The 21,996-nt window shown below is 71.0% G+C and carries 21 protein-coding genes; 9 read left to right on the top strand and 12 right to left on the bottom strand.

The features are described from left to right. Positions 1-37: 37 nt before the first annotated feature. The 6 genes from tkt to pgl all read left to right on the top strand — a co-directional run bounded on the left by tkt (position 38) and on the right by pgl (position 8,622). Positions 38-2,176 (top strand): transketolase, encoded by a 2,139-nt coding sequence (tkt, locus tag AB0H52_RS27555; protein WP_357951105.1) that lies wholly within the window; start codon positions 38-40, stop codon positions 2,174-2,176. Positions 2,177-2,191: 15 nt separating this feature from the next. After that, a complete protein-coding gene (tal, locus tag AB0H52_RS27550) occupies positions 2,192-3,370 on the top strand; it encodes a transaldolase (protein ID WP_278121901.1) in 1,179 nt (392 codons plus the stop codon). Continuing rightward, on the top strand, positions 3,367-5,016 hold the full coding sequence (locus tag AB0H52_RS27545; RefSeq protein WP_278121900.1) for a glucose-6-phosphate isomerase: 1,650 nt from the start codon (positions 3,367-3,369) through the stop codon (positions 5,014-5,016). The genes tal and AB0H52_RS27545 overlap by 4 nt, the downstream gene beginning before the upstream one ends. A 123-nt stretch (positions 5,017-5,139) precedes the next feature. Next, entirely contained in the window at positions 5,140-6,690 is a 1,551-nt protein-coding gene (gene zwf, locus AB0H52_RS27540) for a glucose-6-phosphate dehydrogenase (RefSeq protein ID WP_151489660.1), read from the top strand. After that, on the top strand, positions 6,687-7,703 hold the full coding sequence (locus AB0H52_RS27535) for a glucose-6-phosphate dehydrogenase assembly protein OpcA (protein WP_151489644.1): 1,017 nt from the start codon (positions 6,687-6,689) through the stop codon (positions 7,701-7,703). The genes zwf and AB0H52_RS27535 overlap by 4 nt, the downstream gene beginning before the upstream one ends. Before the next feature lie 148 nt (positions 7,704-7,851). Further along, positions 7,852-8,622, top strand: coding sequence for a 6-phosphogluconolactonase (pgl, locus tag AB0H52_RS27530; RefSeq protein WP_151489643.1), 771 nt, complete (start codon positions 7,852-7,854; stop codon positions 8,620-8,622). Positions 8,623-8,641: 19 nt separating this feature from the next. On the opposite strand, the gene AB0H52_RS27525 is transcribed toward pgl, so the two are convergent. From AB0H52_RS27525 to rapZ, 8 genes are all read right to left on the bottom strand, one after another. Beyond that, on the bottom strand, positions 8,642-8,983 hold the full coding sequence (locus tag AB0H52_RS27525) for an RNA polymerase-binding protein RbpA (protein ID WP_357951101.1): 342 nt from the start codon (positions 8,981-8,983) through the stop codon (positions 8,642-8,644). A 139-nt stretch (positions 8,984-9,122) separates the two neighbouring features. Beyond that, positions 9,123-9,383 carry a preprotein translocase subunit SecG gene (gene secG, locus AB0H52_RS27520; RefSeq protein ID WP_109819549.1) on the bottom strand — a complete coding sequence of 87 codons (261 nt, stop codon included), beginning with the start codon at positions 9,381-9,383 and terminating at the stop codon, positions 9,123-9,125. A gap of 95 nt (positions 9,384-9,478) precedes the next feature. Next, on the bottom strand, positions 9,479-10,270 hold the full coding sequence (gene tpiA / locus AB0H52_RS27515; protein WP_151489641.1) for a triose-phosphate isomerase: 792 nt from the start codon (positions 10,268-10,270) through the stop codon (positions 9,479-9,481). Further along, on the bottom strand, positions 10,271-11,527 hold the full coding sequence (locus tag AB0H52_RS27510; protein ID WP_357951097.1) for a phosphoglycerate kinase: 1,257 nt from the start codon (positions 11,525-11,527) through the stop codon (positions 10,271-10,273). Next, positions 11,524-12,528, bottom strand: a complete 1,005-nt coding sequence (gap, locus tag AB0H52_RS27505) for a type I glyceraldehyde-3-phosphate dehydrogenase (protein WP_151489639.1) — start codon at positions 12,526-12,528, stop codon at positions 11,524-11,526. Before gap ends, AB0H52_RS27510 begins: the two co-directional genes overlap by 4 nt. Positions 12,529-12,795: 267 nt before the next feature. Then, positions 12,796-13,776, bottom strand: coding sequence for a DNA-binding protein WhiA (gene whiA, locus AB0H52_RS27500; protein WP_074312802.1), 981 nt, complete (start codon positions 13,774-13,776; stop codon positions 12,796-12,798). 54 nt (positions 13,777-13,830) lie between these two features. Next, positions 13,831-14,877: a 2-phospho-L-lactate transferase CofD family protein gene (locus tag AB0H52_RS27495; RefSeq protein WP_357951093.1), complete on the bottom strand. Its 1,047-nt coding sequence runs from the start codon at positions 14,875-14,877 to the stop codon at positions 13,831-13,833. Then, positions 14,874-15,779: an RNase adapter RapZ gene (gene rapZ / locus AB0H52_RS27490; protein WP_151489637.1), complete on the bottom strand. Its 906-nt coding sequence runs from the start codon at positions 15,777-15,779 to the stop codon at positions 14,874-14,876. Before rapZ ends, AB0H52_RS27495 begins: the two co-directional genes overlap by 4 nt. Positions 15,780-16,003: 224 nt before the next feature. Between rapZ and AB0H52_RS27485 the strand changes: the two genes are divergently transcribed. After that, complete coding sequence (locus AB0H52_RS27485) at positions 16,004-16,348, top strand: hypothetical protein (protein ID WP_151489636.1); 345 nt, start codon at positions 16,004-16,006, stop codon at positions 16,346-16,348. A 173-nt stretch (positions 16,349-16,521) separates the two neighbouring features. Here AB0H52_RS27485 and AB0H52_RS27480 read toward each other — a convergent pair whose 3' ends face one another. From AB0H52_RS27480 to AB0H52_RS27470, 3 genes are all read right to left on the bottom strand, one after another. Then, positions 16,522-17,253 (bottom strand): hypothetical protein, encoded by a 732-nt coding sequence (locus AB0H52_RS27480; RefSeq protein ID WP_151489635.1) that lies wholly within the window; start codon positions 17,251-17,253, stop codon positions 16,522-16,524. Between the two features lie 235 nt (positions 17,254-17,488). Beyond that, on the bottom strand, positions 17,489-17,692 hold the full coding sequence (locus AB0H52_RS27475; RefSeq protein ID WP_151489634.1) for a DUF397 domain-containing protein: 204 nt from the start codon (positions 17,690-17,692) through the stop codon (positions 17,489-17,491). A gap of 24 nt (positions 17,693-17,716) precedes the next feature. Continuing rightward, the gene (locus tag AB0H52_RS27470) at positions 17,717-18,571 is read right to left on the bottom strand and encodes a DUF5753 domain-containing protein (protein ID WP_151489659.1); all 855 of its coding nucleotides are present in this window, start codon (positions 18,569-18,571) and stop codon (positions 17,717-17,719) included. A 148-nt stretch (positions 18,572-18,719) separates the two neighbouring features. On the opposite strand from AB0H52_RS27470, the gene AB0H52_RS27465 reads away from it, so the two are divergent. Both AB0H52_RS27465 and recQ read left to right on the top strand, forming a co-directional pair. Further along, complete coding sequence (locus tag AB0H52_RS27465) at positions 18,720-19,253, top strand: hypothetical protein (protein ID WP_151489633.1); 534 nt, start codon at positions 18,720-18,722, stop codon at positions 19,251-19,253. 189 nt (positions 19,254-19,442) lie between these two features. Beyond that, on the top strand, positions 19,443-21,284 hold the full coding sequence (recQ, locus tag AB0H52_RS27460; protein WP_357951088.1) for a DNA helicase RecQ: 1,842 nt from the start codon (positions 19,443-19,445) through the stop codon (positions 21,282-21,284). Positions 21,285-21,354: 70 nt separating this feature from the next. Here recQ and AB0H52_RS27455 read toward each other — a convergent pair. Beyond that, a partial coding sequence (locus tag AB0H52_RS27455; RefSeq protein WP_357951085.1) for a C39 family peptidase occupies positions 21,355-21,996 on the bottom strand: 642 nt, incomplete at its 5' end.

Here is a 21,996-nt window from a genome sequence, read left to right as displayed (position 1 = left end):
TGAGGGTTCCGCCCATCTGCCGAGGAGCACAACCATCGTGGCTGCCAACCGACCCGAGCACTCCGAACTCAACTGGTCCGACCTCGATCGCCGGGCTGTCGACACCGTCCGCGTCCTGGCCATGGATGCCGTGGAAAAATCCGGCAACGGCCACCCGGGCACCGCGATGAGCCTGGCGCCCGCGGCCTACCTCCTGTTCAACCGGGTCATGCGGCACAACCCGGCCGACCCGAACTGGCCCGGTCGGGACCGGTTCGTGCTCTCCGCCGGGCACTCCAGCCTGACCCTCTACATCCAGCTGTTCCTGTCCGGCTACCCGCTGAGCCTGTCCGACCTGAAGTCGCTGCGGCAGTGGGGTTCGCTCACGCCGGGTCACCCCGAGCACGGCCACACGCCGGGCGTGGAGACCACCACCGGCCCACTCGGGCAGGGCCTGGGTAACGCGGTCGGCATGGCCATGGCGGCCCGCCGCGAGCGTGGCCTGTTCGACCCGGAGGCCGAGCCGGGCGCGTCGGTCTTCGACCACAACATCTGGTGCATCGTCTCCGACGGTGACATCGAGGAGGGCATCAGCCACGAGGCCAGCGCCCTCGCCGGGCACCAGCAGCTGGGCAACCTCACGGTGATCTACGACGACAACGAGATCTCGATCGAGGACGACACCCGCATCGCCAAGAGCGAGGACGTGGCGGCCCGCTACGAGGCGTACGGCTGGCACGTGCAGACCGTGGACTGGCGCAGCGGCGACGCCGACCAGGGCGACTACCACGAGGACGTCGAGGCGCTGCACCGCGCGCTGCTGGCCGCCAAGGCGGAGACCGGGTGCCCCTCGTTCATCGCGCTGCGCACCATCATCGGCTGGCCCGCGCCCAACAAGAAGAACACCGGCAAGATCCACGGTTCGGCGCTCGGCGCCGACGAGGTGAAGGCCACCAAGCGGATCCTCGACTTCGACCCGGAGCAGACCTTCCAGGTCGACGAGGAGGTGCTCGGCCACGCCCGCACGGTGATGAGCCGTGGCGCCGACGCCGAGCAGGCGTGGACCACCTCGTTCGACGCCTGGAAGAAGGCCAACCCGGAGCGCACCGCGCTCTACGAGCGGATGGCCGGCCGGGTGCTGCCGGACGGCTGGACCGAGGCGATCCCGGTCTTCCCCACCGACGCCAAGGGCGTCGCCACCCGGGCGGCTTCCGGCAAGGTGCTGGAGGCGCTCGCGCCGGTGCTGCCGGAGCTGTGGGGCGGCTCGGCCGACCTGGCCGAGAGCAACAACACCACCATGAAGGGCGAGCCGTCGTTCATCCCGGCCGCGCACGCCACCAAGGACTTCCCCGGCCACGAGTACGGCCGCACGCTGCACTTCGGCATCCGTGAGCACGCCATGGGCGCGATCCTCAACGGCATCGCGCTGCACGGCGGCACCCGCCCGTACGGCGGCACGTTCCTGGTGTTCAGCGACTACATGCGTCCGTCGGTGCGGCTGGCCGCGCTGATGAAGCTGCCGGTGACGTACGTCTGGACGCACGACTCGATCGGCCTGGGCGAGGACGGCCCGACCCACCAGCCGGTGGAGCACCTGACCGCGCTGCGCGCCATCCCGGGCCTGGACGTGGTCCGCCCGGCGGACGCCAACGAGACGGCCTGGGCGTGGCGGCTGGCGCTGGAGCACACCGACCGGCCGACCGCGATGGCGCTGAGCCGCCAGCCGCTGCCGACGCTGGACCGGGAGGTCCTGGGCGACGCGGCCGGCGTGGCGAAGGGTGGCTACGTGCTGGCCGAGGCGTCCAACGGCAAGCCTCAGGTGATCATCGTCGGCACCGGTTCCGAGGTGCAGCTCTGCCTGACCGCCCGGGAGCGGCTGGAGGCCGACGGCACCCCGACCCGGGTGGTCTCGATGCCCTGCCAGGAGTGGTTCTACGAGCAGGACGAGGCGTACCGGGAGTCGGTGCTCCCGCGCGGGGTAAAGGCACGGGTGAGCGTGGAGGCGGGCATCGCGATGTCGTGGCGCGGAATCGTCGGTGATCTCGGCGAGAGCGTCAGCCTGGAGCACTACGGAGCGAGCGCCCCGCACACCGTGCTCTTCGAGCAGTTCGGGTTCACCGGAGACCGGATCGTGGCGGCGGCGCACGCCTCGCTGGCCCGGGTGGGCGACATCACCGGTTTCACGACCGGAAACTGAGGGAGCGTGGACGGCATGACCGACAAGTTGAATGAGCTCACCGCCGCGGGTGTGGCGGTCTGGCTCGACGATCTTTCCCGGGTGCGTTTGAGCTCCGGTGGGCTGGACCAGCTCCGCCGCGAGAAGCACGTGGCCGGGGTCACCACCAACCCGACGATCTTCGCGAAGGCGCTCAGCGACGCCGACGAGTACAACTGGCAGCTGCACGACCTCGCCACCCGTGGCGTGGACGTGGAAGAGGCCGTACGGATGCTCACCACGTACGACGTGCGGTGGGCCTGCGACGTGATGCGCCCGTCGTACGACGGCAGCGAGGGCGTCGACGGCCGGGTCTCCATCGAGGTGGACCCGCGGGTGGCACACGACAGCGACAAGACCGTGGCCGAGGCCAAGGCCCTGTGGTGGCTGGTCGACCGCCCCAACCTCTTCATCAAGATCCCGGCCACCGAGGAGGGCCTGTCGGCGATCACCGACACCCTCGCCGAGGGGATCAGCGTCAACGTGACGCTGATCTTCGGTCTGGACCGCTACTCGGCCGTGATGGAGGCGTTCATCGCCGGCCTGGAGCAGGCCAAGGCCAACGGTCACGACCTGTCGAAGATCGGCTCGGTGGCGTCGTTCTTCGTCTCCCGCGTCGACTCGGAGGTCGACAAGCGGCTCGAGAAGATCGGGTCCGAGCAGGCCAAGTCGCTGAAGGGCAAGGCCGCCATCGCCAACGCCCAGCTGGCGTACGAGCGCTACACCGAGGTGTTCTCCTCGGACCGCTGGAAGGCACTCGCCGCCGCCGGCGCGCACCCGCAGCGGCCGCTGTGGGCGTCGACCTCGACGAAGAACCCGGACTACCGCGACGTCATCTACGTCGAGGAGCTGATCGCCCCCGGCACCGTCAACACCATGCCGGAGTCGGTCATCCACGCGTACGCCGATCACGGCGAGACCCGCGGCGACACCATCACCGGCGCGTACGACGCGGCCCGCAAGGTCTTCGCGGACCTGGAGTCGGTCGGGGTGGACATGGACGACGTGATCGCCACCCTGGAGCGCGAGGGTGTGGAGAAGTTCGAGGCCAGCTGGCAGGAGCTGCTCGAGGGCGTCCGTAAGTCGTTGGAGGCGGCGGCCAGCGGCAAGGGCTCGCCGAACAAGGCGGCCAAGGGCAACGCGAAGGCCGCCGAGAAGGCCGGTGGTAACGCATGAGCGATCTACTCGCGCAGCCGGCCGAGGCCGCTGCCGGGCTCGCCGTCTACGGCGCGGACGCGGTCGACAAGTCCGCGCCGGCCTCCACCCGGGACGCGCTGGTCAAGGCCGGCGTCCCGGGCAAGCTGGCCGCCAAGGACCCGAGCCTGTGGGGTCCGGACGCCGAGGCCGAGGCGAAGATCCGGCTCGGCTGGGTGGACACCCACCGGCGCAGCCGGGAGCTGCTGGTGCAGCTCGCCGAGCTGACCGCGGAGCTGGCCGACCTGGACCACGTGGTCCTCGCCGGCATGGGCGGCTCGTCGCTCGCCCCCGAGGTGATCACCCGGACCCTGGGCCGGCCGCTGACCGTGCTGGACACCACCGACCCCGGGCAGGTCCGCGCGGCCCTGGGTGACCGGCTGGAGCGCACCGTCGTGGTGGTGGCCAGCAAGTCCGGCTCGACGGTGGAGACCGACAGCCACCGACGCGCCTACTGGCAGGCGTTCCTGGACGCCGGCATGACCGAGGCGGAGGCCGGCCGGCACTTCGTCATCGTCACCGACCCGGGCTCGCCGCTGGAGGCCACCGCGACCGAGATGGGCGCGTTCACCGTGCTCGCCGACCCGAACGTCGGCGGCCGGTACTCGGCGCTGACCGCGTTCGGGCTGGTGCCGTCGGCGCTGGCCGGCGTCAACGTCGGTGAGCTGATCGACCAGGCCGACGCGCTGGCCGCGTCACTCGGCGAGGACCGGGACAATCCGGCGCTGGCGCTGGGCGCCGCGCTGGGCGCCGCCGCCACGCTGGCCCGGGACAAGGTCGCGCTGATCTCCGACGGCACCGGCATCGACGGGCTCGGCGACTGGGCCGAGCAGCTGATCGCCGAGTCGACCGGCAAGGCCGGCGTGGGCATCCTGCCGGTGGTGGTGGAGTCCCCGCAGAGCCCCGGCGCGACCGGTTCCGACGTGCTGACCGTCACCTACGGCGGCGCGCTGGCCCCCGGCGACGTGCCGGGCGGCGGCACCGACCCGGACGTGGCGGTCAACGGCCCGCTCGGCGCGCAGTTCCTCGCCTGGGAGTACGCGACCGCGGTGGCCGGCGTGGTGCTCGGCATCGACCCGTTCAACCAGCCGAACGTCACCGAGTCCAAGGAGAACACCAACAAGATCCTCGCCTCGGGTCTGCCGGCGGAGACGCCGTCGTTCACCGAGGGCGCGATCGAGGTGTACGCGCCGCAGGGCGCCCCGGGTGACCTGGCCGGCGTGCTGCGGTGGCTGCTCGACGGGCTGGGCGACGACGGCTACCTGGCGGTCATGGCGTACCTCGACCGGTTCGCCGACGCCGACGCGGCCCGGCTGCGGCCGCTGCTGGCCGAGGCGGCCGGACGACCGGTCACCTACGGTTGGGGGCCGCGGTTCCTGCACTCGACCGGCCAGTACCACAAGGGCGGCCCGCAGGTCGGCAGCTACCTGCAGGTGACCGGCGCGGTCGCCGAGGACCTGGACGTGCCGGGCAAGCCGTACACCTTCGGTGAGTTGCAGGCGGCGCAGGCCGCCGGCGACCGGCAGGCCCTGGCGGGTCGTGAGCGGCCGGTGCTGCGACTGCACCTGACCGACCGGGCCGCCGGCGTCGCCCAACTGCTCGACGCGGCCGGTGAGCTGCGGGCGTGAGGATGGACGATGTGACAGAAGCGGAAGCGAGGGGGCACCGTGAGCGCGAGGAGTGAGCCGGGGTTGCGAGCCCCGCAGTCGCGAACCGACGGTGGCTCGGTGAGCGCGAGGAGTGAGCCGGGGTTGCGAGCCCCGCAGTCGCGAACCGACGGTGGCTCGACGAACCCGCTACGCGACCCGCAGGACCGCCGGTTGCCCCGGATCCCGGAGCCCTGCGCTCTGGTGATCTTCGGGGTGACCGGGGACCTGGCCCGCAAGAAGCTGCTCCCCGCGGTCTACGACCTGGCCAACCGGGGGCTGCTGCCACCCGGTTTCGTGGTGCTCGGTTTCGCGCGCCGCGACTGGGGTGACGGCGACTTCGAGACACTGGCCTGCGAGGCGGCCCGCAAGCACGCGCGTACCCCGTGGCGGGACGAGGTGTGGGCGCGCCTGGCCGGCAACATCAAGTTCGTGGGCGGCTCGTTCGACGACGACGCCGCCTTCGACCAGCTCGCCTCGACGCTGGACGACCTTCGCCAGACCCACGGCATCCCCGGCAACGCGGCGTTCTACTTCTCCATCCCCCCGGCCGCGTTCCCCGTCGTGCTCAAGCAGCTGGCCCGCACCGGGATGGCCGACAACGAGAAGTCCGGCGGTTGGCGCCGGGTCGTGGTGGAGAAGCCGTTCGGCAACGACCTGCCCTCGGCGAAGGCGCTCAACGACCTCGTCGACGACGTGTTCACGCGGGAGGACGTCTTCCGCATCGACCACTACCTGGGCAAGGAGACGGTCCAGAACATCCTGGCCCTGCGGTTCGCCAACAACCTGTTCGAGCCGCTGTGGAACTCCAAGTACGTCGACTCGGTGCAGATCACCATGGCCGAGGACGTCGGCATCGGCACCCGCGCCGGCTTCTACGACACCGTCGGCACGGCCCGCGACGTCCTGCAGAACCACCTCCTCCAGCTCCTCGCCCTGGTGGCGATGGAGGAGCCGACCAGCTTCGACGCCGACGAGATCCGGGCCGAGAAGCTGAAGGTGCTCAAGGCCATCACCCTGCCGAAGGACGTGGCCCGCGACACCGTCCGCGGCCAGTACCTGCCCGGCTGGGTGGGCGGTGAACGCGCGGTCGGCTACCTGGAAGAGCGGGACGTGCCCGCCGACTCCACCACGGAGACGTACGTGGCGGTGCGGCTGGGCATCCAGAACCGCCGCTGGGCCGAGGTGCCGTTCTACATCCGGGCCGGCAAGCGGCTGCCCCGGCGGGTCACCGAGGTCGCCATCATGTTCAAGAAGGCGCCGCACCTGCCGTTCAACGACGCCGACATGGAGTCGTTGGGCAACAACCAGTTGGTCATCCGGGTGCAGCCGGACGAGGGCGTGGTGCTCAAGTTCGGCTCGAAGGTGCCGGGCACCACGATGGAGGTCCGCGACATCGCGATGGACTTCCAGTACGGCGAGGCGTTCACCGAGTCCAGCCCGGAGGCGTACGAGCGTCTGGTGCTGGACGTGCTGATCGGTGACCGCACCCTGTTCCCCGACGCGTCCGAGGTCGAGCAGAGCTGGCAGGTGATCGACCCGCTGGAGCACGCCTGGGAGGGCACCACACCCGAGCCGTACCGCGCCGGCGAGTGGGGGCCGCGCGCGGCCGACGAGATGCTGGCCCGCGAGGGTCGCGCTTGGAGAAGAGCATGATCGGGCTGTGGGACACCACCGGCAACGAGGTGGTCAAGGCGCTCGCCGCCGAGCGGCGCAGCGCCGGTGGGGTGGCCAGCGGCATGGCGCTCACCCTCATCGTGGTGGTGGACGAGCGGCGGGTCCGCGAGGCCGAGGCGGCGGCGACCATCGCCGCCGCCGCCCACCCGTGCCGGCTGGTGGTGGTGGTCCGCTCCGACATCGAACGGGAACGCAACCGGCTGGACGCGGAGATCGTGGTCGGTGGCCGGCTCGGTCCGTGCGAGGCGGTCGTCACCCGGATGTACGGGCGACTGGCGCTGCACGCCGAGTCGGTGGTGATGCCGCTGCTCGTTCCGGACGTGCCGGTGGTCACCTGGTGGCACGGCGAACCGCCGGCGGAGATCGCCACCGACTTCCTCGGTGTGGTCGCCGACCGGAGGATCACCGACTCGGCGCAGGCCGCCGACCCGGTGGAGGCGCTGCGGCAGCGGGCCCGGGACTACGCCCCGGGTGACACCGACCTGGCGTGGACCCGGATCACCCCGTGGCGGACCCTCGTCGCGGGGGCGTTCGACACCACCGAGGCGAAGGTCACCGAGGCGACCGTCGTCGCGCCGCCCAGCGACCCGACGGCGACGCTGATGGTCGGCTGGCTGGCCAGCCGGCTCGGCATCACCCCGCGACGGGTGGACACCAACGAGTTCCCCCGGATGCGGGAGGTGCAGTTGACCTGCGCCAACGGCGACCAGCTGACGTTGACCCGCGAGGACAGCCTCGCGGTGTTCCGGCGTACCGGTCAGGACGACCGGACCCTGCCGCTGGTCCGTCGACCGCTCGGTGACGAGCTGGCCGAGGAGCTGCGCCGTCTCGACGCCGACCAGGTGTACGCGGAGGCGCTGGGCGCGACCGTTGGGCTGCGCGGCCTGGAGCAGCGTCCCCCGCAGCGGGTGCACGTCTGGAAGGATCCGGCCACCGCGCGCCGCGCCGAGGCCGGGGTCACCGCGCACTCCGGTACGAGCGGCGAGAGCTGAGCCCGATCCGGGGCACGACGTCGGGGCAGGGCCGGGGCGATCCCGGGCCCTGCCCCGGCACCCTCGGGGCACCTGCCCCGCCCACCACCTCCGGGCGTACCGCCCGGCACGCGACAGCGACCGCTCAGCGGTCGGGAAGGCACAACCCATGAGTGAGGCGAGTGTCGCCGTCCACGCCGACGCCGACCTGCTGGCGCAGGCCGTGGCGGCCCGGCTGCTGGTGAAGCTGCTCGACGCGCAGGCAGACCGGGGTGAGGCCTCGGTGGTGCTCACCGGTGGCCGGATCGCCGCGGCCGTGTACCGGGCGGTGGCGACGCTGCCGGCCCGTGACGCGGTGGACTGGTCCCGCGTCGACGTGTGGTGGGGCGACGAGCGCTTCCTGCCCGCCGGCGACCCGGAGCGCAACGAGACCCAGGCGCGGGCCGCCCTGCTGGACGTCGTGCCGCTGGACCCGGCCCGGGTACACCCGATGCCGGCCTCCGACGGCCCGGCCGGCAACGACCCCGAGGCGGCCGCCGCCGCGTACGCCGAGGAGTTGGCGCGTTCCGCACGGCCGGGGCACGCCGCGCTGCCGCACTTCGACGTGCTGATGCTGGGCGTCGGGGAGGACGGGCACGTCGCGTCGGTGTTCCCGGGGCACCCGGTGCACTACGACACCCGGCCGGTCAGCGCGGTGCGGGGCAGCCCGAAGCCCCCGCCGGTGCGCACGACCCTCACCCTCGCGACGATCAACACCGCCGAGGAGGTCTGGTTGGTCGCCGGCGGCGCGGACAAGTCCCGGGCGGTGGGTATGGCGCTGGCCGGTGCCGGGCCGGTGCAGCTGCCGGCGGCCGGGGTGCACGGCGTGGACCGTACCCGCTGGCTGTTGGACCGGGCCGCGGCGGCCGACGTGCCCGCCCGTCTGCGCAGCCTGCGTTAGGGCGGGACACGTCCCCGCGCTACTCGCCCCTGCGGCGGCGTAGCGCGGCCAACGCCTCGTTCAGCAGCGCCTCCCCCTCTTCGGCGGTGCGCCGCTCCTTCACGTACGCCAGATGGCTCTTGTACGGTTCGGCGCGGACCCGGCCGGGCGGGTTGTGTTCATCCTGCCCGGCGGGCAGCCCGCAGCGGGGGCAGTCCCACAGTGGCGGCGCCGCGACGTCCGCGGCGATACGGATGGTGATCCGATGGTCGTTGCGACACCAGTAGGTGACGTCCTGACGGGGTGCGGGTTGGTGCCGCTCGTCCGGGCGGACGGGCGCCGACCCGACCCGGACGCCGCGGATAACGTTGCCACTCGGCACGGCTGCTTGCTCCTGTCGTCGGAGGGGACCCGCCGTCTTCGTGGGTGGGCGGCGGGCGACGCGGTGCAGCGGGGAAAAGCCTGCGCGCGGCCCGTCGAGTGACGGACCGCGCGCAGATTGTACGACTTGACTGGCCTGCTCAGGCGCCGCTGTTCATCTGGAGGCGGAGCCAGAGCCCGAGACCGACGATGGCGGCGAACCAGACGACGCCCACCAGAACGGTGTAACGATCCAGGTTCTTCTCCGCCACCGAGGAGCCGGCGAGGCTGGAGCTGACACCACCGCCGAACATGCTCGACAACCCGCCGCCCTTACCGCGGTGCAGCAGGATGAGCAGGGTGAGCAGAACGCTCGTGATGACCAGCAACACGATCAACGTGTACGCGAACCAGATCGGCATGGCTGGGGGCAGTCCTCTCGTAGCGATCCTCGCCCGGACAGGTCGGGCACGGTGGCACCGGCCGGTGGACGGGCGGTGTCAAGGATAGCGAGCGATCAGCGGGCGATGTGCTCGGGGAACCGGCAGATCTGCGCGAATTCCTCCGCGTCCAGGCTGGCGCCCCCCACGAGGCCCCCGTCCACGTCCGGCTGGGCCATGATCGAGGCGACGTTGGACGCCTTGACCGACCCACCGTAGAGGACCCGGACCGCATCGGCGGTCTCCTGGTCGAAACGCTCCGCCAACCGCTGGCGGATCGCACCGCAGACCTCCTGGGCGTCCTCCGGCGTCGCGGTCTTGCCGGTGCCGATCGCCCAGACCGGCTCGTACGCGATCACGACCTGCCGCACCTGCTCGGCGGTGAGCCCGGCGAGGCCACCGTCGAGCTGGTCGGCACAGTGCGCCACATGGGTGCCCTGCTCGCGTACGTCCAGCCCCTCGCCCACGCAGAGGATCGGGGTCAGGCCGTGCGTCAGCGCCGCCTTCACCTTGGCGTTGACCACGCCGTCGTCCTCGTGGTGGTAGGCCCGCCGCTCGGAGTGCCCGACCACGACGTACGTGCAGCCGAGCTTGGCCAGCATCGCACCGGAGATGTCACCGGTGTACGCGCCCGAGGCGTGCGGGGACAGGTCCTGCCCGCCGTAGCCGATCAGCAGCTTGTCGCCGTCCACCGCGGTCTGCACCGTCCGCAGGTCCGTGAAGGGCGGCAGCACGACCGTCTCGACCTCGGTGAGCTGCTTCTCGGTGAGGCTCGCGGCCAGCTTCTGCACCAGCAGGTTGGCCTCGAGGTGGTTGAGGTTCATCTTCCAGTTGCCGGCCATCAACGGCCGGCGGGTGGTGCTCGCCATTCAGTTCTCCAGGGCCGCGATGCCGGGGAGGGTCTTGCCCTCGAGGTATTCCAGGGAGGCGCCGCCGCCGGTGGAGATGTGATTGAAATCAGTCTCGTCCAGCCGCAACGCACGGACCGCGGCTGCCGAGTCGCCGCCACCGACGACGCTGAACGCGTCGGCCTTGGTGATCGCCTCGGCGATGCCCCGGGTGCCGGCCGCGAACGCGGCCATCTCGAACACGCCCATCGGCCCGTTCCAGAAGATCGTCTTCGCCTGGGACAGCGCGGCGGCGAAGCCGGCCACCGTCTCCGGGCCGATGTCCAGACCCAGCCGGTGACTCGGGATGCCGTCGACGCGGACCGTGTCGTGCGCGGCGTCCGGGGCGAACGCGTCCGCGACCACCACGTCGACCGGGAGCAGGATCTTGCCGTCGGCCCGCTCCAGCAGGTTACGGCAGGTCTCCACCATGTCCTTCTCCAGCAGCGACGTGCCCACCTCCAGGCCCTGGGCCTTGAGGAAGGTGAAGCACATCCCGCCACCGATGAGCAGCCGGTCGACCGTGGGCAGCAGCGCCTCGATCACGGCCAGCTTGTCGGAGACTTTGGAACCACCGAGCACCACCACGTACGGCCGCTCGGGGCTGCCGGTGAGCTTGGAGAGCACCTCGACCTCGCGCAGCACCAGCCGACCCGCCACGTGCGGCAGCCGGGCCGGAACGTCGTACACGCTGGCGTGCTTGCGGTGCACGGCGCCGAACGCGTCGTCGACGTACGCGTCGCCGAACGCCGCGAGCTGGTCGGCGAACGCACCCCGCTCGGCCTCGTCCTTGCTGGTCTCACCGGCGTTGAAACGCAGGTTCTCCAGGAGGGCGACCTGGCCGTCGGCCAGGCCGACGACGGTGGAACGAGCCGAGTCGCCGACGGTGTCGGTGGCGAAGTGCACCGGCGCGCCGAGCAGCTCACCGAGCCGCCCGGCGACCGGGCTCAGGCTGAACTGCGGGTCCGGAGCGCCCTTCGGGCGACCCAGGTGCGAGCAGACGACCACCTTCGCGCCGGCCTCGACCAGCGCGCCGAGCGTCGGCAGCACGGCGCGGATCCGGCCGTCGTCCGCGATCCTCACTCCGTCCGGAGTGCCGCCTTGCGGCGCGGAGGCTGAGTTATGATCGTCGATGGCACCGGTCTGCTTGTCGAGCGGGACGTTCAGGTCGGCGCGCACCAGCACGCGCCGACCCGACACCCCCTCGGCGAGCAGGTCGTCGAGGGTACGGATGCTCACAGCGACGAACCGACCAGCTTGACGAGGTCGACGAGGCGGTTGGAGTAGCCCCACTCGTTGTCGTACCAGCCGACGACCTTAACCTGGTTGCCGACGACCTTGGTCAGCGGCGCGTCGAAGATGCACGACGCCGGGTCGGTGACGATGTCGGTGGAGACGATCGGGTCCTCGTTGTAGACCAGGATGCCCTTGAGCGGGCCGTCCGCGGCGGCCTTCAGCGCGGCGTTGACCTCGTCCACGGTGGTCTCGCGGCCCACGTTGACGGTGAGGTCGGTGACCGAGCCGGTCGGGATCGGCACCCGCAGGGCGTACCCGTCGAGCTTGCCCTTCAGGTCCGGCAGCACCAGGCCGATGGCCTTGGCCGCACCGGTCGAGGTCGGCACGATGTTCAGCGCGGCGGCCCGGGCCCGACGCAGATCCGAGTGCGGGGCGTCCTGCAGGTTCTGGTCCTGGGTGTACGCGTGGATCGTCGTCATCAGACCGTGCTGGATGCCGAACGTGTCGTGCAGAACCTTCGCCATCGGCGCGAGGCAGTTGGTGGTGCACGAGGCGTTGGAGATGATGGTGTGCTTCGCCGGGTCGTAGGTGTCGTGGTTGACACCCATGACGACCGTGACGTCCTCGTTCTTCGCCGGAGCGGAGATGATGACCTTCTTGGCGCCGCCGTCGACGTGCGCCTTGGCCTTGGTGGCGTCGGTGAAGAAGCCGGTCGACTCGATGACGACGTCGGCGCCGACCTCGCCCCACGGCAGCGCCGCCGGGTCCTTCTCCGCGTACGCCTTGATGGTCTTGCCGCCGACGGTGATCTCGTCGGCGGTGGCCTTCACCTCGTACGGCAGGCGACCCAGGATGCTGTCGTACTTGAGCAGGTGGGCGAGCGTGGCGTTGTCGGTCAGGTCGTTCACCGCCACGACCTCGATGTCGGCGTCGGACGCCAGCACTGCCCGGAAGAAGTTACGGCCGATCCGGCCGAAGCCGTTGATGCCAACCCGGATGGTCACAGGTCCCATCTCCTCGCGTTCTGGTCCGCCGGCTTCATGACAACGGGCCGGCGGGAATGGTGTGCGCCGACCGTTGGAGCCGGCCGTCGACGGTTCATCTCGGCCACCCCGCCGCGCGGTCTGAGGACCTGACCGCCCGAGGCGGTGGGCACGACGAGAAGTGCCGGTGTCGGCCCCCTTGCCGTACGCAGCGACCTTATCCGAGCGTGCGAGACCACGCTGCGCCGGGTCGTGCTCCCGGGCGCACCGTGCGGCCCCACCGTCCTATCAGACCACGAGCATGTCGGGCGTGACGGCTGCTTCGGTATCCGGGATGCCCAGGTCCCGGGCCCGCTTGTCGGCCAGCGCGAGCAGCCGGCGGATCCGCCCGGCGATGGCGTCCTTGGTCAGCGGCGGCTCCGCGAGCGCTCCCAACTCCTCCAGCGACGCCTGTCGGTGCTCCAGGCGCAGTCGACCGGCGTCGGTCAGGTGGTTGGGTGCCTCGTCGGCCAGGATCTCCAGCGCACGGGTCACCCGGGCGGCGGCGGCCACCGCGGCACGCGCCGAGCGGCGCAGGTTCGCGTCGTCGAAGTTGGCCAGCCGGTTGGCGGTGGCCCGCACCTCGCGGCGGACCCGCCGTTCCTCCCACGCCAGCACGCTGGAGTGCGCGCCGATGCGGGTGAGCAGCGCGGCGATGGCGTCGCCGTCCTTGACCACGACCCGGTCGACCCCGCGTACCTCACGGTTCTTCGCGGTGATGCCGATCCGGCGGGCCGCGCCGACCAGCGCGAGCGCCGACTCCGGCCCCGGGCAGGTGATCTCCAGGGCGCTGGAGCGGCCGGGCTCGGTGAGCGAACCGTGCGCCATGAACGCGCCGCGCCACGCGGACACCGCGCAGCAGACGTTCGCCGCCACGACGTGCGGGGGCAGCCCGCGCACGGGGCGGCCACGCACGTCCAGCAGGCCGGTCTGCCGGGCGAGGGCCTCGCCGTCCTTGACCACCCGGACGATGAAGTGGCTGCCCTTGCGCAGCCCACCGGAGGCCAGCACGTGGATCTCGCTGGGATAGCCGTAGACCTCGGCAATCTCCCGCCGAAGCCGCCGGGCCACCGCGCCGGTGTCCAGTTCAGCCTCCACCACCACGCGGCCGGAGACGATGTGCAGCCCACCGGCGAAGCGCAGCAGCGCAGCCATCTCCGCCCGCCGACAGCAGGGCTTGGGCACGTCGACCCGACTCAGCTCGTCCTTGACCGCAGCCGTCATCGCCATTGTGCGTCCCCTCACGGACCGGTTCCGGCGTGTCGCCGGAGATTACGTACGTGTCTAACGATCGGCGCCCAGGACAGGCACCAGCGCGGCGCCCAGGGCAGCCGGATCATGGCGGGGAGTGCCGTCGAGGACGGCGACGGGGGCGAGGACCAGGCGGGCACCCAGCGATTCTGCCGCACGTTCGACCGGTTCGGGGTCACCCACCGCCTTGGCGTCGGCCAGCACGAGATCCACCTTGAGCTCGGGAAGGTACCAGCGCAGCGCCGCGAGATGATCGGCGACGGAGAGCCCGAGGGTCTCCTTCTCCGCGGCGAGGTTCAGCGTGACCAGCCGCCGGGCCGGGCTGGACACGATCGCGTCGGCCAGCTGCGGCACCAGCAGATGCGGCAGCACGCTGGTGTACCAACTCCCCGGCCCGAAGATCAACCAGTCCGCCGAGCCGATCGCGGCGAGCGCCTCGGCGCAGGCCGCCGGGGCGGCCGGGGTGAGCCGCAGCGACTCGACGTGCCCGGTCGTGACCGCCACCTGGTGCTGGCCGCGGACGGTACGCACCTCGTCCGGCGCGGCCGGGTCGACCCCGCGCACCCGGGCCTCGATACCGACCGGCTGGCGGGACATCGGCAGCACCCGGCCGACCGCGCCGAGCATCGCCCCGGCGTGCTCCAGCGCCGCCACCGGGTCACCGAGCAGCTCCATGAGGCCGCAGAGGACCAGGTTGCCCACCGCGTGCCCGGCCAGCCCGTCGCTGCCATGCGGGCCGGCACCGCGCCGCTCCGGGCCGTCGGCCGCCGCCGGGGCCGGGTCTCTCGCGCCGGACCGGGGTACGCCGAGCGGCACGGCCGCGAAGCGGTGCTGGAAGAGGCCGGCGCTGCGTCGGGTGGCCGGATGGTCGCCGGCCAGCGCGACCAGGGCCTGCCGCAGGTCGCCCGGGGGCAGGCCGCCCCGCTCGGCGCGCAGCCGACCGCTGGAACCGCCGTCGTCGCCGACCGTCACCACGGCGGTGATGTCCAGGTCGAGTTCGGGGGCGCAGTGGCGCAGCGCGCGCAGCGACACGGACAGCCCGTGCCCGCCGCCGAACGCCACCACCCGGCGCGCCGTCATTCCCGCCCCAGGTCGCGGTGCTGGGCGTTGGCCGCCAGCCCGGACTGGCGCAGCCGCCCGGCCAGCTCCTCGGCGATGGCCACGCTGCGGTGCTTGCCGCCGGTGCAGCCCACGGCGACCGTCAGGTACCGCTTGCCCTCCCGCTCGAACCCGGTGGTGGTGGCGTTGACCAGGTCGGCGTACGAGGCGACGAAGGCGTCCGCGCCCTCCTGGCCCAGCACGTACGCGCTGACCGCCTCCTCCCGACCGGTGTGCTCCCGCAGCTCCGGCACCCAGTACGGGTTGGGCAGGAAGCGGGCGTCCAGCACGAAGTCGGCGTCGGGCGGCAGGCCGTACTTGAAGCCGAACGACAGCACGGTGACCCGCAGCCGGCGGGCGTCCTCGCCGCCGAACAGCTCCTCGATGCGCCGCCGGAGCTGGTTGACGTTCAGGTGACTGGTGTCGATGATCACGTCGGCCTGGTCGCGGGCCTCCTCCAGCAGGCCGCGCTCCACGGCGATGCCGTCGGCCAACCGCCCGTCGCCCTGCAACGGGTGCGACCGGCGCACGCTCTCGAACCGTCGGATCAGCACCTCGTCGTCGGCGTCGACGAAGACCACCCGGGGCGAGAAGCCGCGTTCCTTGAGCTCGCGGATCGCCCCGGCCAGGTCGGTGGAGAAGGCCCGCGAGCGGACGTCGAGCACCATCGCGGTACGCCGGGCCGCTCCCCCGGCCTTGAACGCCAACTCGGCCATGTCGAGCATCAGCGCCTGCGGCAGGTTGTCCACCACGTAGTAGCCGACGTTCTCCAACGCGCGGGCGACGGTGCTGCGACCGCCACCGGACACCCCGGTGACCACCACCAGAGTGGTCTCCGACTCGGCCGTCGGCTGCCCGTCGCCGACTGTGTGCGCCTCGCTCACCCGTACCCCCAAGCCGTGGCGCCGCGGCCGCCATCGGCCGCGATTGGTCAATCAGCGACTCTATCCCGCCGCGCGGGAGAGGTCGGGCACCCGTGGCCGCTCGGACGTCGACGGACCGGCCGGCGGTCGCCCTCCCGACAGTCACCGCCCTTGATGACGATCAGTAATCATCTATAAGCTCCTCGTGATCGCCGCAGGTCAACGCCGACATCTGGGAGGGTGCGATGCACGATCTGGCGGACAAGAACAAGTACATCGGCTTCCTGTTCATGCGGATCAACCCGGAGTACTTCGCCCTGGGCCGGGAGGGCATCCACGAGGTCTCCGCCGAGCACGCCCGGGATCTGGGCCGCTTCGCCAAGCAGCTCACCCACGTCGTGTGCACCGGGGTGAACGGCACGTACGACCAGATCACCATGGTCGAGGCCGACACCCTGGAGGAGATCAACGCGGCGGCCACCGCGTTCCGGATGGGCAACAAGGCCCGCTACATCGAGATCGTCGACATCGTGGTCGGGATGAAGGCACCGCCGCGCGGCCTGGCCAACCGGTCCAGCCAGCCGGGCTGAGGCCGTCGCCCGTCCGGCGCACCCGTCGCTCGGGTGCGCCGGACGGATCCCCGGCCGATGCCTACAGCGCCTTCCTGGACGCACAGCTCAACGAACTCAACCGCACTCAGACGGACCTGACCGCCTGGCAACCGCCGATCACCCGCGGCCGGCAACGCGGATCATGACGACCGTCAGCGGCGGTGCCGAAGCGCCTTGACCCGTTGCTGACCAAGCACGGCGAGGTAATCGTTCGGCTCATCAAGGCACGAGTCGACGTCGGCCGCCTCGACGATCTCGACCAGTCGGGCGGCCAACTCGTCGGGATCCGGCTGCACCTGCTCGCAGAGCTGGACGTGGACCGCCCGTAGGGCACCGCCGATCTCGGCCGGCTCATCCTCGTACGTCTCCCAGGCGTCGTAGAGGTAGGTGGCGAGGCCGTCCCACGTGCGGGCGGCCCGCTCGACCAACAACAGCGCTTCCTGGGTCGGCGGCCGTTGGGCAAGCACCTCGATCTCCTCGACGATCGCCCGACCGGCCTTCTCCACATCGTGCAGATCCCAACGGCTGCCGCTGGTCGCCTCGTGGGCCAGGTTGTCGATCGTCCGACGGATGCCGGCCAGCTCCGCAGCGGAGAAAGCCGTGAGTTGGCCAGCCTGCCCGCGCAGCCGGTTTTCCAAGACACGATCCGTGGCTGCCCACTCGGCGACCAACAGCGCCAAGCGTCGGGCGGGGATGCTGCTCGCGACTTCGGCCAACTCGGCGGCCCTCGGGTCGATCGCCAGAGCCGACGGCGGGGTGGCCGCCGACGACCACGTGAAGCCGCCGTCCAGGGCAGTGGCGGTGAGGGCCACGGCGTGGGCGCACAACTCCTCGGCGGCTGCGCAGTCGCACTCGGCGGTGAAACCGTCTGCCGTGATACCCACCCAGACTTCGAACGGAGGCTGCCCGGCCTCACGGAACACGTAGGAAACTCCCCCACCGGCCGGCCTCGGCACCACCGGTTGATCAGATGCTTGAAGCTTGTCCGCCGCTGCACAGACCATAGGTCCGGCCGCGTCCCGGAGTGCGTCGATGTCGATGCGTACCGCCATGGGTGCCATCCAACCGGATGGAGGTGATGCCGCCGGCATCAGGGCGACCGACACCTTGCCGCAGGCGTCAGCCGAGCGGGCCGCGCCGCAGACCGGTCACGAACGACAACCAAGCGTCCCGGTCGAAGAGAAGCGCCGGCCCGCCCGGATCCTTGGAATCCCGCACTGCCAGCCCACTCGACACCTCGCCGACCTCAACGCAATTCGAATCGTTGGCGCCGCTTCGGCTGCTCTTGCGCCAGGCAACCTGTGCCAGATCCGGAAGGGTCATCGCTAGCGCTCCAAGTAATCGGCCTCAGTCCGGGAGCTCGGCAGCAACCCGCGTTAGAAGGTCCGCAGACCGGTCAGGGTCGAGCGCCTTGGCCCGAAGGTGGTCGAACATGAGTCTATAGCGGGCCATCTGTCGGTCCTCCTCCAGCAACAGCGTGCTGGTGTCGTTGCTGAGGTAGACCACCGGCGGATCAAGCATCGGGTCGGCATAGCCCAGCACCGTGAAAGCTCCACCCATCGCCGCGTGCGCTCCTGCCGCGAACGGCACGACCTGTATCTCCACCGTGGGCATCTCACACGCCTCGACCAAGCGCGCAAGCTGCGCACGCATCACCGTCGGGCCACCAACCATCCGGCGCACGACCGCCTCGTCCAACACAGCCCACAAGGACGGCGGCGCGTCACGGGCCAACAGAGCTTTTCGCGCGAGCCTCGCCGCCACTACGCGATCGGTCTCGTCCTGGTCGGCGGTGCTGCGTCCGGCCTTGACGATCGCGCGGACGTACTCCTCTGTCTGCAACAGGCCGGGAACGTACAGACTCTCGAACGCGCTGATCGACGTGGCCTCTGCCTCGAAGCCGACGTAGTCGTCCGGCAGCACGTCGCCGTAGGCGCTCCACCAGCCTTTCTGGCGAGACTGCCGAAGCAAACCGGTCAGCGACTCCCGCTCCTCTTCGGAGGCGTCGTAGAGGTCGAGCAACGGAGGCATGTCCTTCGGCATCACCCGGGAGTGCCCGAGTTCGAAGCGGATGACCTTGGTCCGATGCCAGCCCAGGATCTTGGCCACCTCCTCGGCGGTGTGTCCGGTGCGGTCCCGCAGGCGGCGCAACTCGCGCCGCAGACGGCGGGCTCTGATCGTCGGACTTGGCACCTGCGACATCGCCAACATCACCTCCACTGCGAGTAATCGATTCTCGCCTGGGAGCAACCACAGATCAAGTACTTGAAGGAAGAAAAGACGACGTTGCATTTCGTTCCCTCGTGGTCCAGTCTCTAGGTAATTGCTCGCTACGGAGAGGCAGGGGCTGGTGACTGACAACCGATCGTCGCGGTGGGAGCGGGAGCCGCAGCAGCGCAACGGCTTCCAGGACGACCTGAGCGCCGTACTCGACGGGGCCGACGTGTCCGAGCGGGTCCGGGCCGCCATCGCGCACGCGCTGGCGGAACCAAACGCTCTGTCCGCGTACGTCACATCTTTGGTCAGCCGCTACACGACGGAGCGCGAGCGGCGGTCGGGCCGCAACGGGCCGGCGGCCGGCGGCTTTCGGATGCCCCGGCGCTGGACTCTGCACCTGACCTACCTGGCGACCGACGTGACGGAGGCCCGCGACCAGGCCGTCGTCTACACGGAGGGGTTGACGATCCTGCGGCCCGAGATGCCGGCGGGGGCCGCGCTGCTGTCCCGGGCCGACGCCTGGAACCACGTCGAGCCGGTCTTCTGCGGCCGGGTCGGTCCCGACAAAGAGGTCTGCATGGACGTCACCGGGCACCCTGGCTTCCACAGCGCGGCCGGCATCGGCGGGCTCTGCTGGGGTGACGGGGATGGCGAGACGGGGCAGTAACGGCCCCCATCGCACCCTCGGTTGTCGCCGTGCTGGTACTCGCGGCCAACTGCCGCCGTTCCCGGAGCCGTCGGCCACCAACCATCGAGTCGATGCTGGTCGGCAGGACCATCGACCATGCCGACCTCGTGGCCGGCCTGCGAGCGGTCTGCAGACGCTGATGTCGGAGCCGGCTCGTAGACTCCGCGGATGGCTTCCCCCACCGACCTGCGTACCGACGGCGCGCTGGACGTGCTGCGCCGGGTGTTCGGCTACGACGCCTTCCGCGGCTTCCAGCAGGACGTGATCGGCCACGTGGTCGCCGGTGGCGACGCGCTGGTGCTGATGCCCACCGGCGGCGGCAAGTCGCTGTGCTACCAGATCCCGGCCCTGGTCCGCGACGGCGTCGCGGTCGTCGTGTCGCCCCTGATCGCGCTCATGCAGGACCAGGTGGACGCGCTCACCGCGGTCGGCGTCCGCGCCGGCTTCCTCAACTCGACCCAGAGCCTCGACGCCCGACGCCGGGTCGAGGCCGCCTTCGTCGCCGGCGAGTTGGACCTGCTCTACCTGGCCCCGGAGGCGCTCGGCGTCCGCTCCACCCTCGCCCTGCTGGACCGGGGGCGCATCTCCCTGTTCGCGATCGACGAGGCGCACTGCGTGTCCCAGTGGGGGCACGACTTCCGCCCCGACTACCTCGCGCTGTCGATGCTGCACGAGCGCTGGCCGCAGGTCCCCCGGATCGCGCTGACCGCCACCGCGACGAGCGCCACCCGCACCGAGATCGCCACCCGGCTCAAGCTCGACGACGCCCGGCACTTCGTGGCCAGCTTCGACCGACCCAACATCCAGTACCGGATCGTGCCCAAGCGGGAGCCACGCAAGCAACTGCTGGCCCTGCTGCGCGACGAGCACCCCGGCGACGCCGGGATCATCTACTGCCTGTCCCGCGCCTCGGTCGACAAGACCGCCGAGTTCCTCGTCGCCAACGGGGTCGCCGCCCTGCCATACCACGCCGGCCTGGACGCGGCCACCCGCGCCGCCAACCAGCAGCGCTTCCTGCGCGAGGACGGCCTCGTCATGGTGGCCACCATCGCCTTCGGCATGGGCATCGACAAACCCGACGTCCGATTCGTCGCCCACCTCGACCTGCCCAAATCGGTCGAGGGCTACTACCAGGAGACCGGCCGTGCCGGCCGTGACGGGCTGCCGTCCACGGCCTGGCTGGCGTACGGGCTGCAGGACGTGGTCCAGCAGCGCAAGATGATCGAAACGTCCGACGGTGACCTCGCGCATCGGCGCAACCTCGCCGCCCACCTGGACGCGATGCTCGCCCTGTGCGAGACGGTGCGCTGCCGCCGGGTCCAACTGCTCGAATACTTCGGCGAGACAACCGCGACCGCCTGCGGCAACTGCGACACCTGCCTCACCCCGCCGGAGTCCTGGGACGGCACGGTCGCCGCCCAGAAGCTGCTCTCCACCGTCTTCCGGCTCGACCGCGAACGCAACCAGCGGTTCGGCGCCGGGCACTGCATCGACATCCTGCTCGGCAAGCAGACCGACAAGATCAGCCAGTACGGTCACGACTCGCTGACCGTCTTCGGTATCGGCTCGGAGCTGAGCGAGGCCGAATGGCGAGGCGTGGTCCGACAACTGCTCGCCGAGGGGCTGCTCGCCGTCGAGGGCGACTACGGCACCCTCGCCCTGACCGACGCGAGCGCCGACGTGCTGGGCCGCCGCCGTACCGTCACGATGCGCCGCGAGCCGGAGAGGCCGGCATCGAGCCGCTCGTCGAAGCCACGCGGCTCGGCCACCGTCGTCGCCGAACTGACCCCGGCCGCCGCGCCGGTCTTCGAGCGGCTGCGCGGCTGGCGGGCGGCCACGGCCAAGGAGCAGGGCGTCCCGGCGTACGTGGTCTTCCACGACGCGACGCTGCGGCAGATCGCCAGCGACGCGCCGTGCACCCTCGCTGAGCTGTCCCGGGTCAGCGGGGTCGGCGAGAACAAACTCGCCAAGTACGGCGAGCAGATTCTCGCCGTCCTCGCCGCCGACTGACCGCATGCTGAAGGGCCGGGCCCCTGGTCTTGGGGTCCGGCCCTTCAGTGTTCGTGTTGGTGTGGGTGGGTCAGCTGGTGGAGTAGCCGCGGGTGGCGATCCAGTCGGCGAGGTGCTCGACGCTGATCCAGTAGGAGGCGGTGTCGGGGTTGGCGGAGTCGGCGATCTTCACGCTCTGGCCGTTGTCGCGGTAGCCGACGACGCTGATGTAGTGCCCGCCTTCGAAGGAGTGCACGGCGCCGTCGGTGTCGGTGCTGGTGCCGGCGATGTTGGCGACCACGGCGCGGCCGTCGTCGATGGTCTTGATGATGTCGGTGCGCAGCTTGTCGGTCTGCTTGTCATCAGCGGTGGAACTGCTGATCTCGACCGAGTGGTAGGCGTTGGGTTTGCCGGTTTCCTTGTTCAGCACGGGGGTGATGTCGTTGATGGAGTTGGTGCCGGCCTCGGTGGTGCCCATCTCCTTGGCCATGTCGTCGACGTTGATGTTCTTACCCTGCACGGACAGGGCGTTGCGGGTGGCGGCGGGGCCGCAGTAGTAGAAGTTCGGCTGTGCCTCGTAGCGCACGCCGAGTTCCCGCTCACCGCTCTTGCGGTCGGTCTGGGTGTGGGTGCTCGGTGTGGTCTGCGACGCGGCGTAGGCGGCGGTGACGGGGCCGGCGATGGCGCCGCCGGTGAACGCGAGGCCAGCGGCGGTCAGGGCGGTCTTACGGAT

It is taken from the genome of Micromonospora sp. NPDC050695 (assembly GCF_040654415.1).
Taxonomy (GTDB): Bacteria; Actinomycetota; Actinomycetes; order Mycobacteriales; family Micromonosporaceae; genus Micromonospora.
Note: the sequence above shows the minus strand (reverse complement) of the source record. Positions and strands in the feature narration are given on the sequence as shown.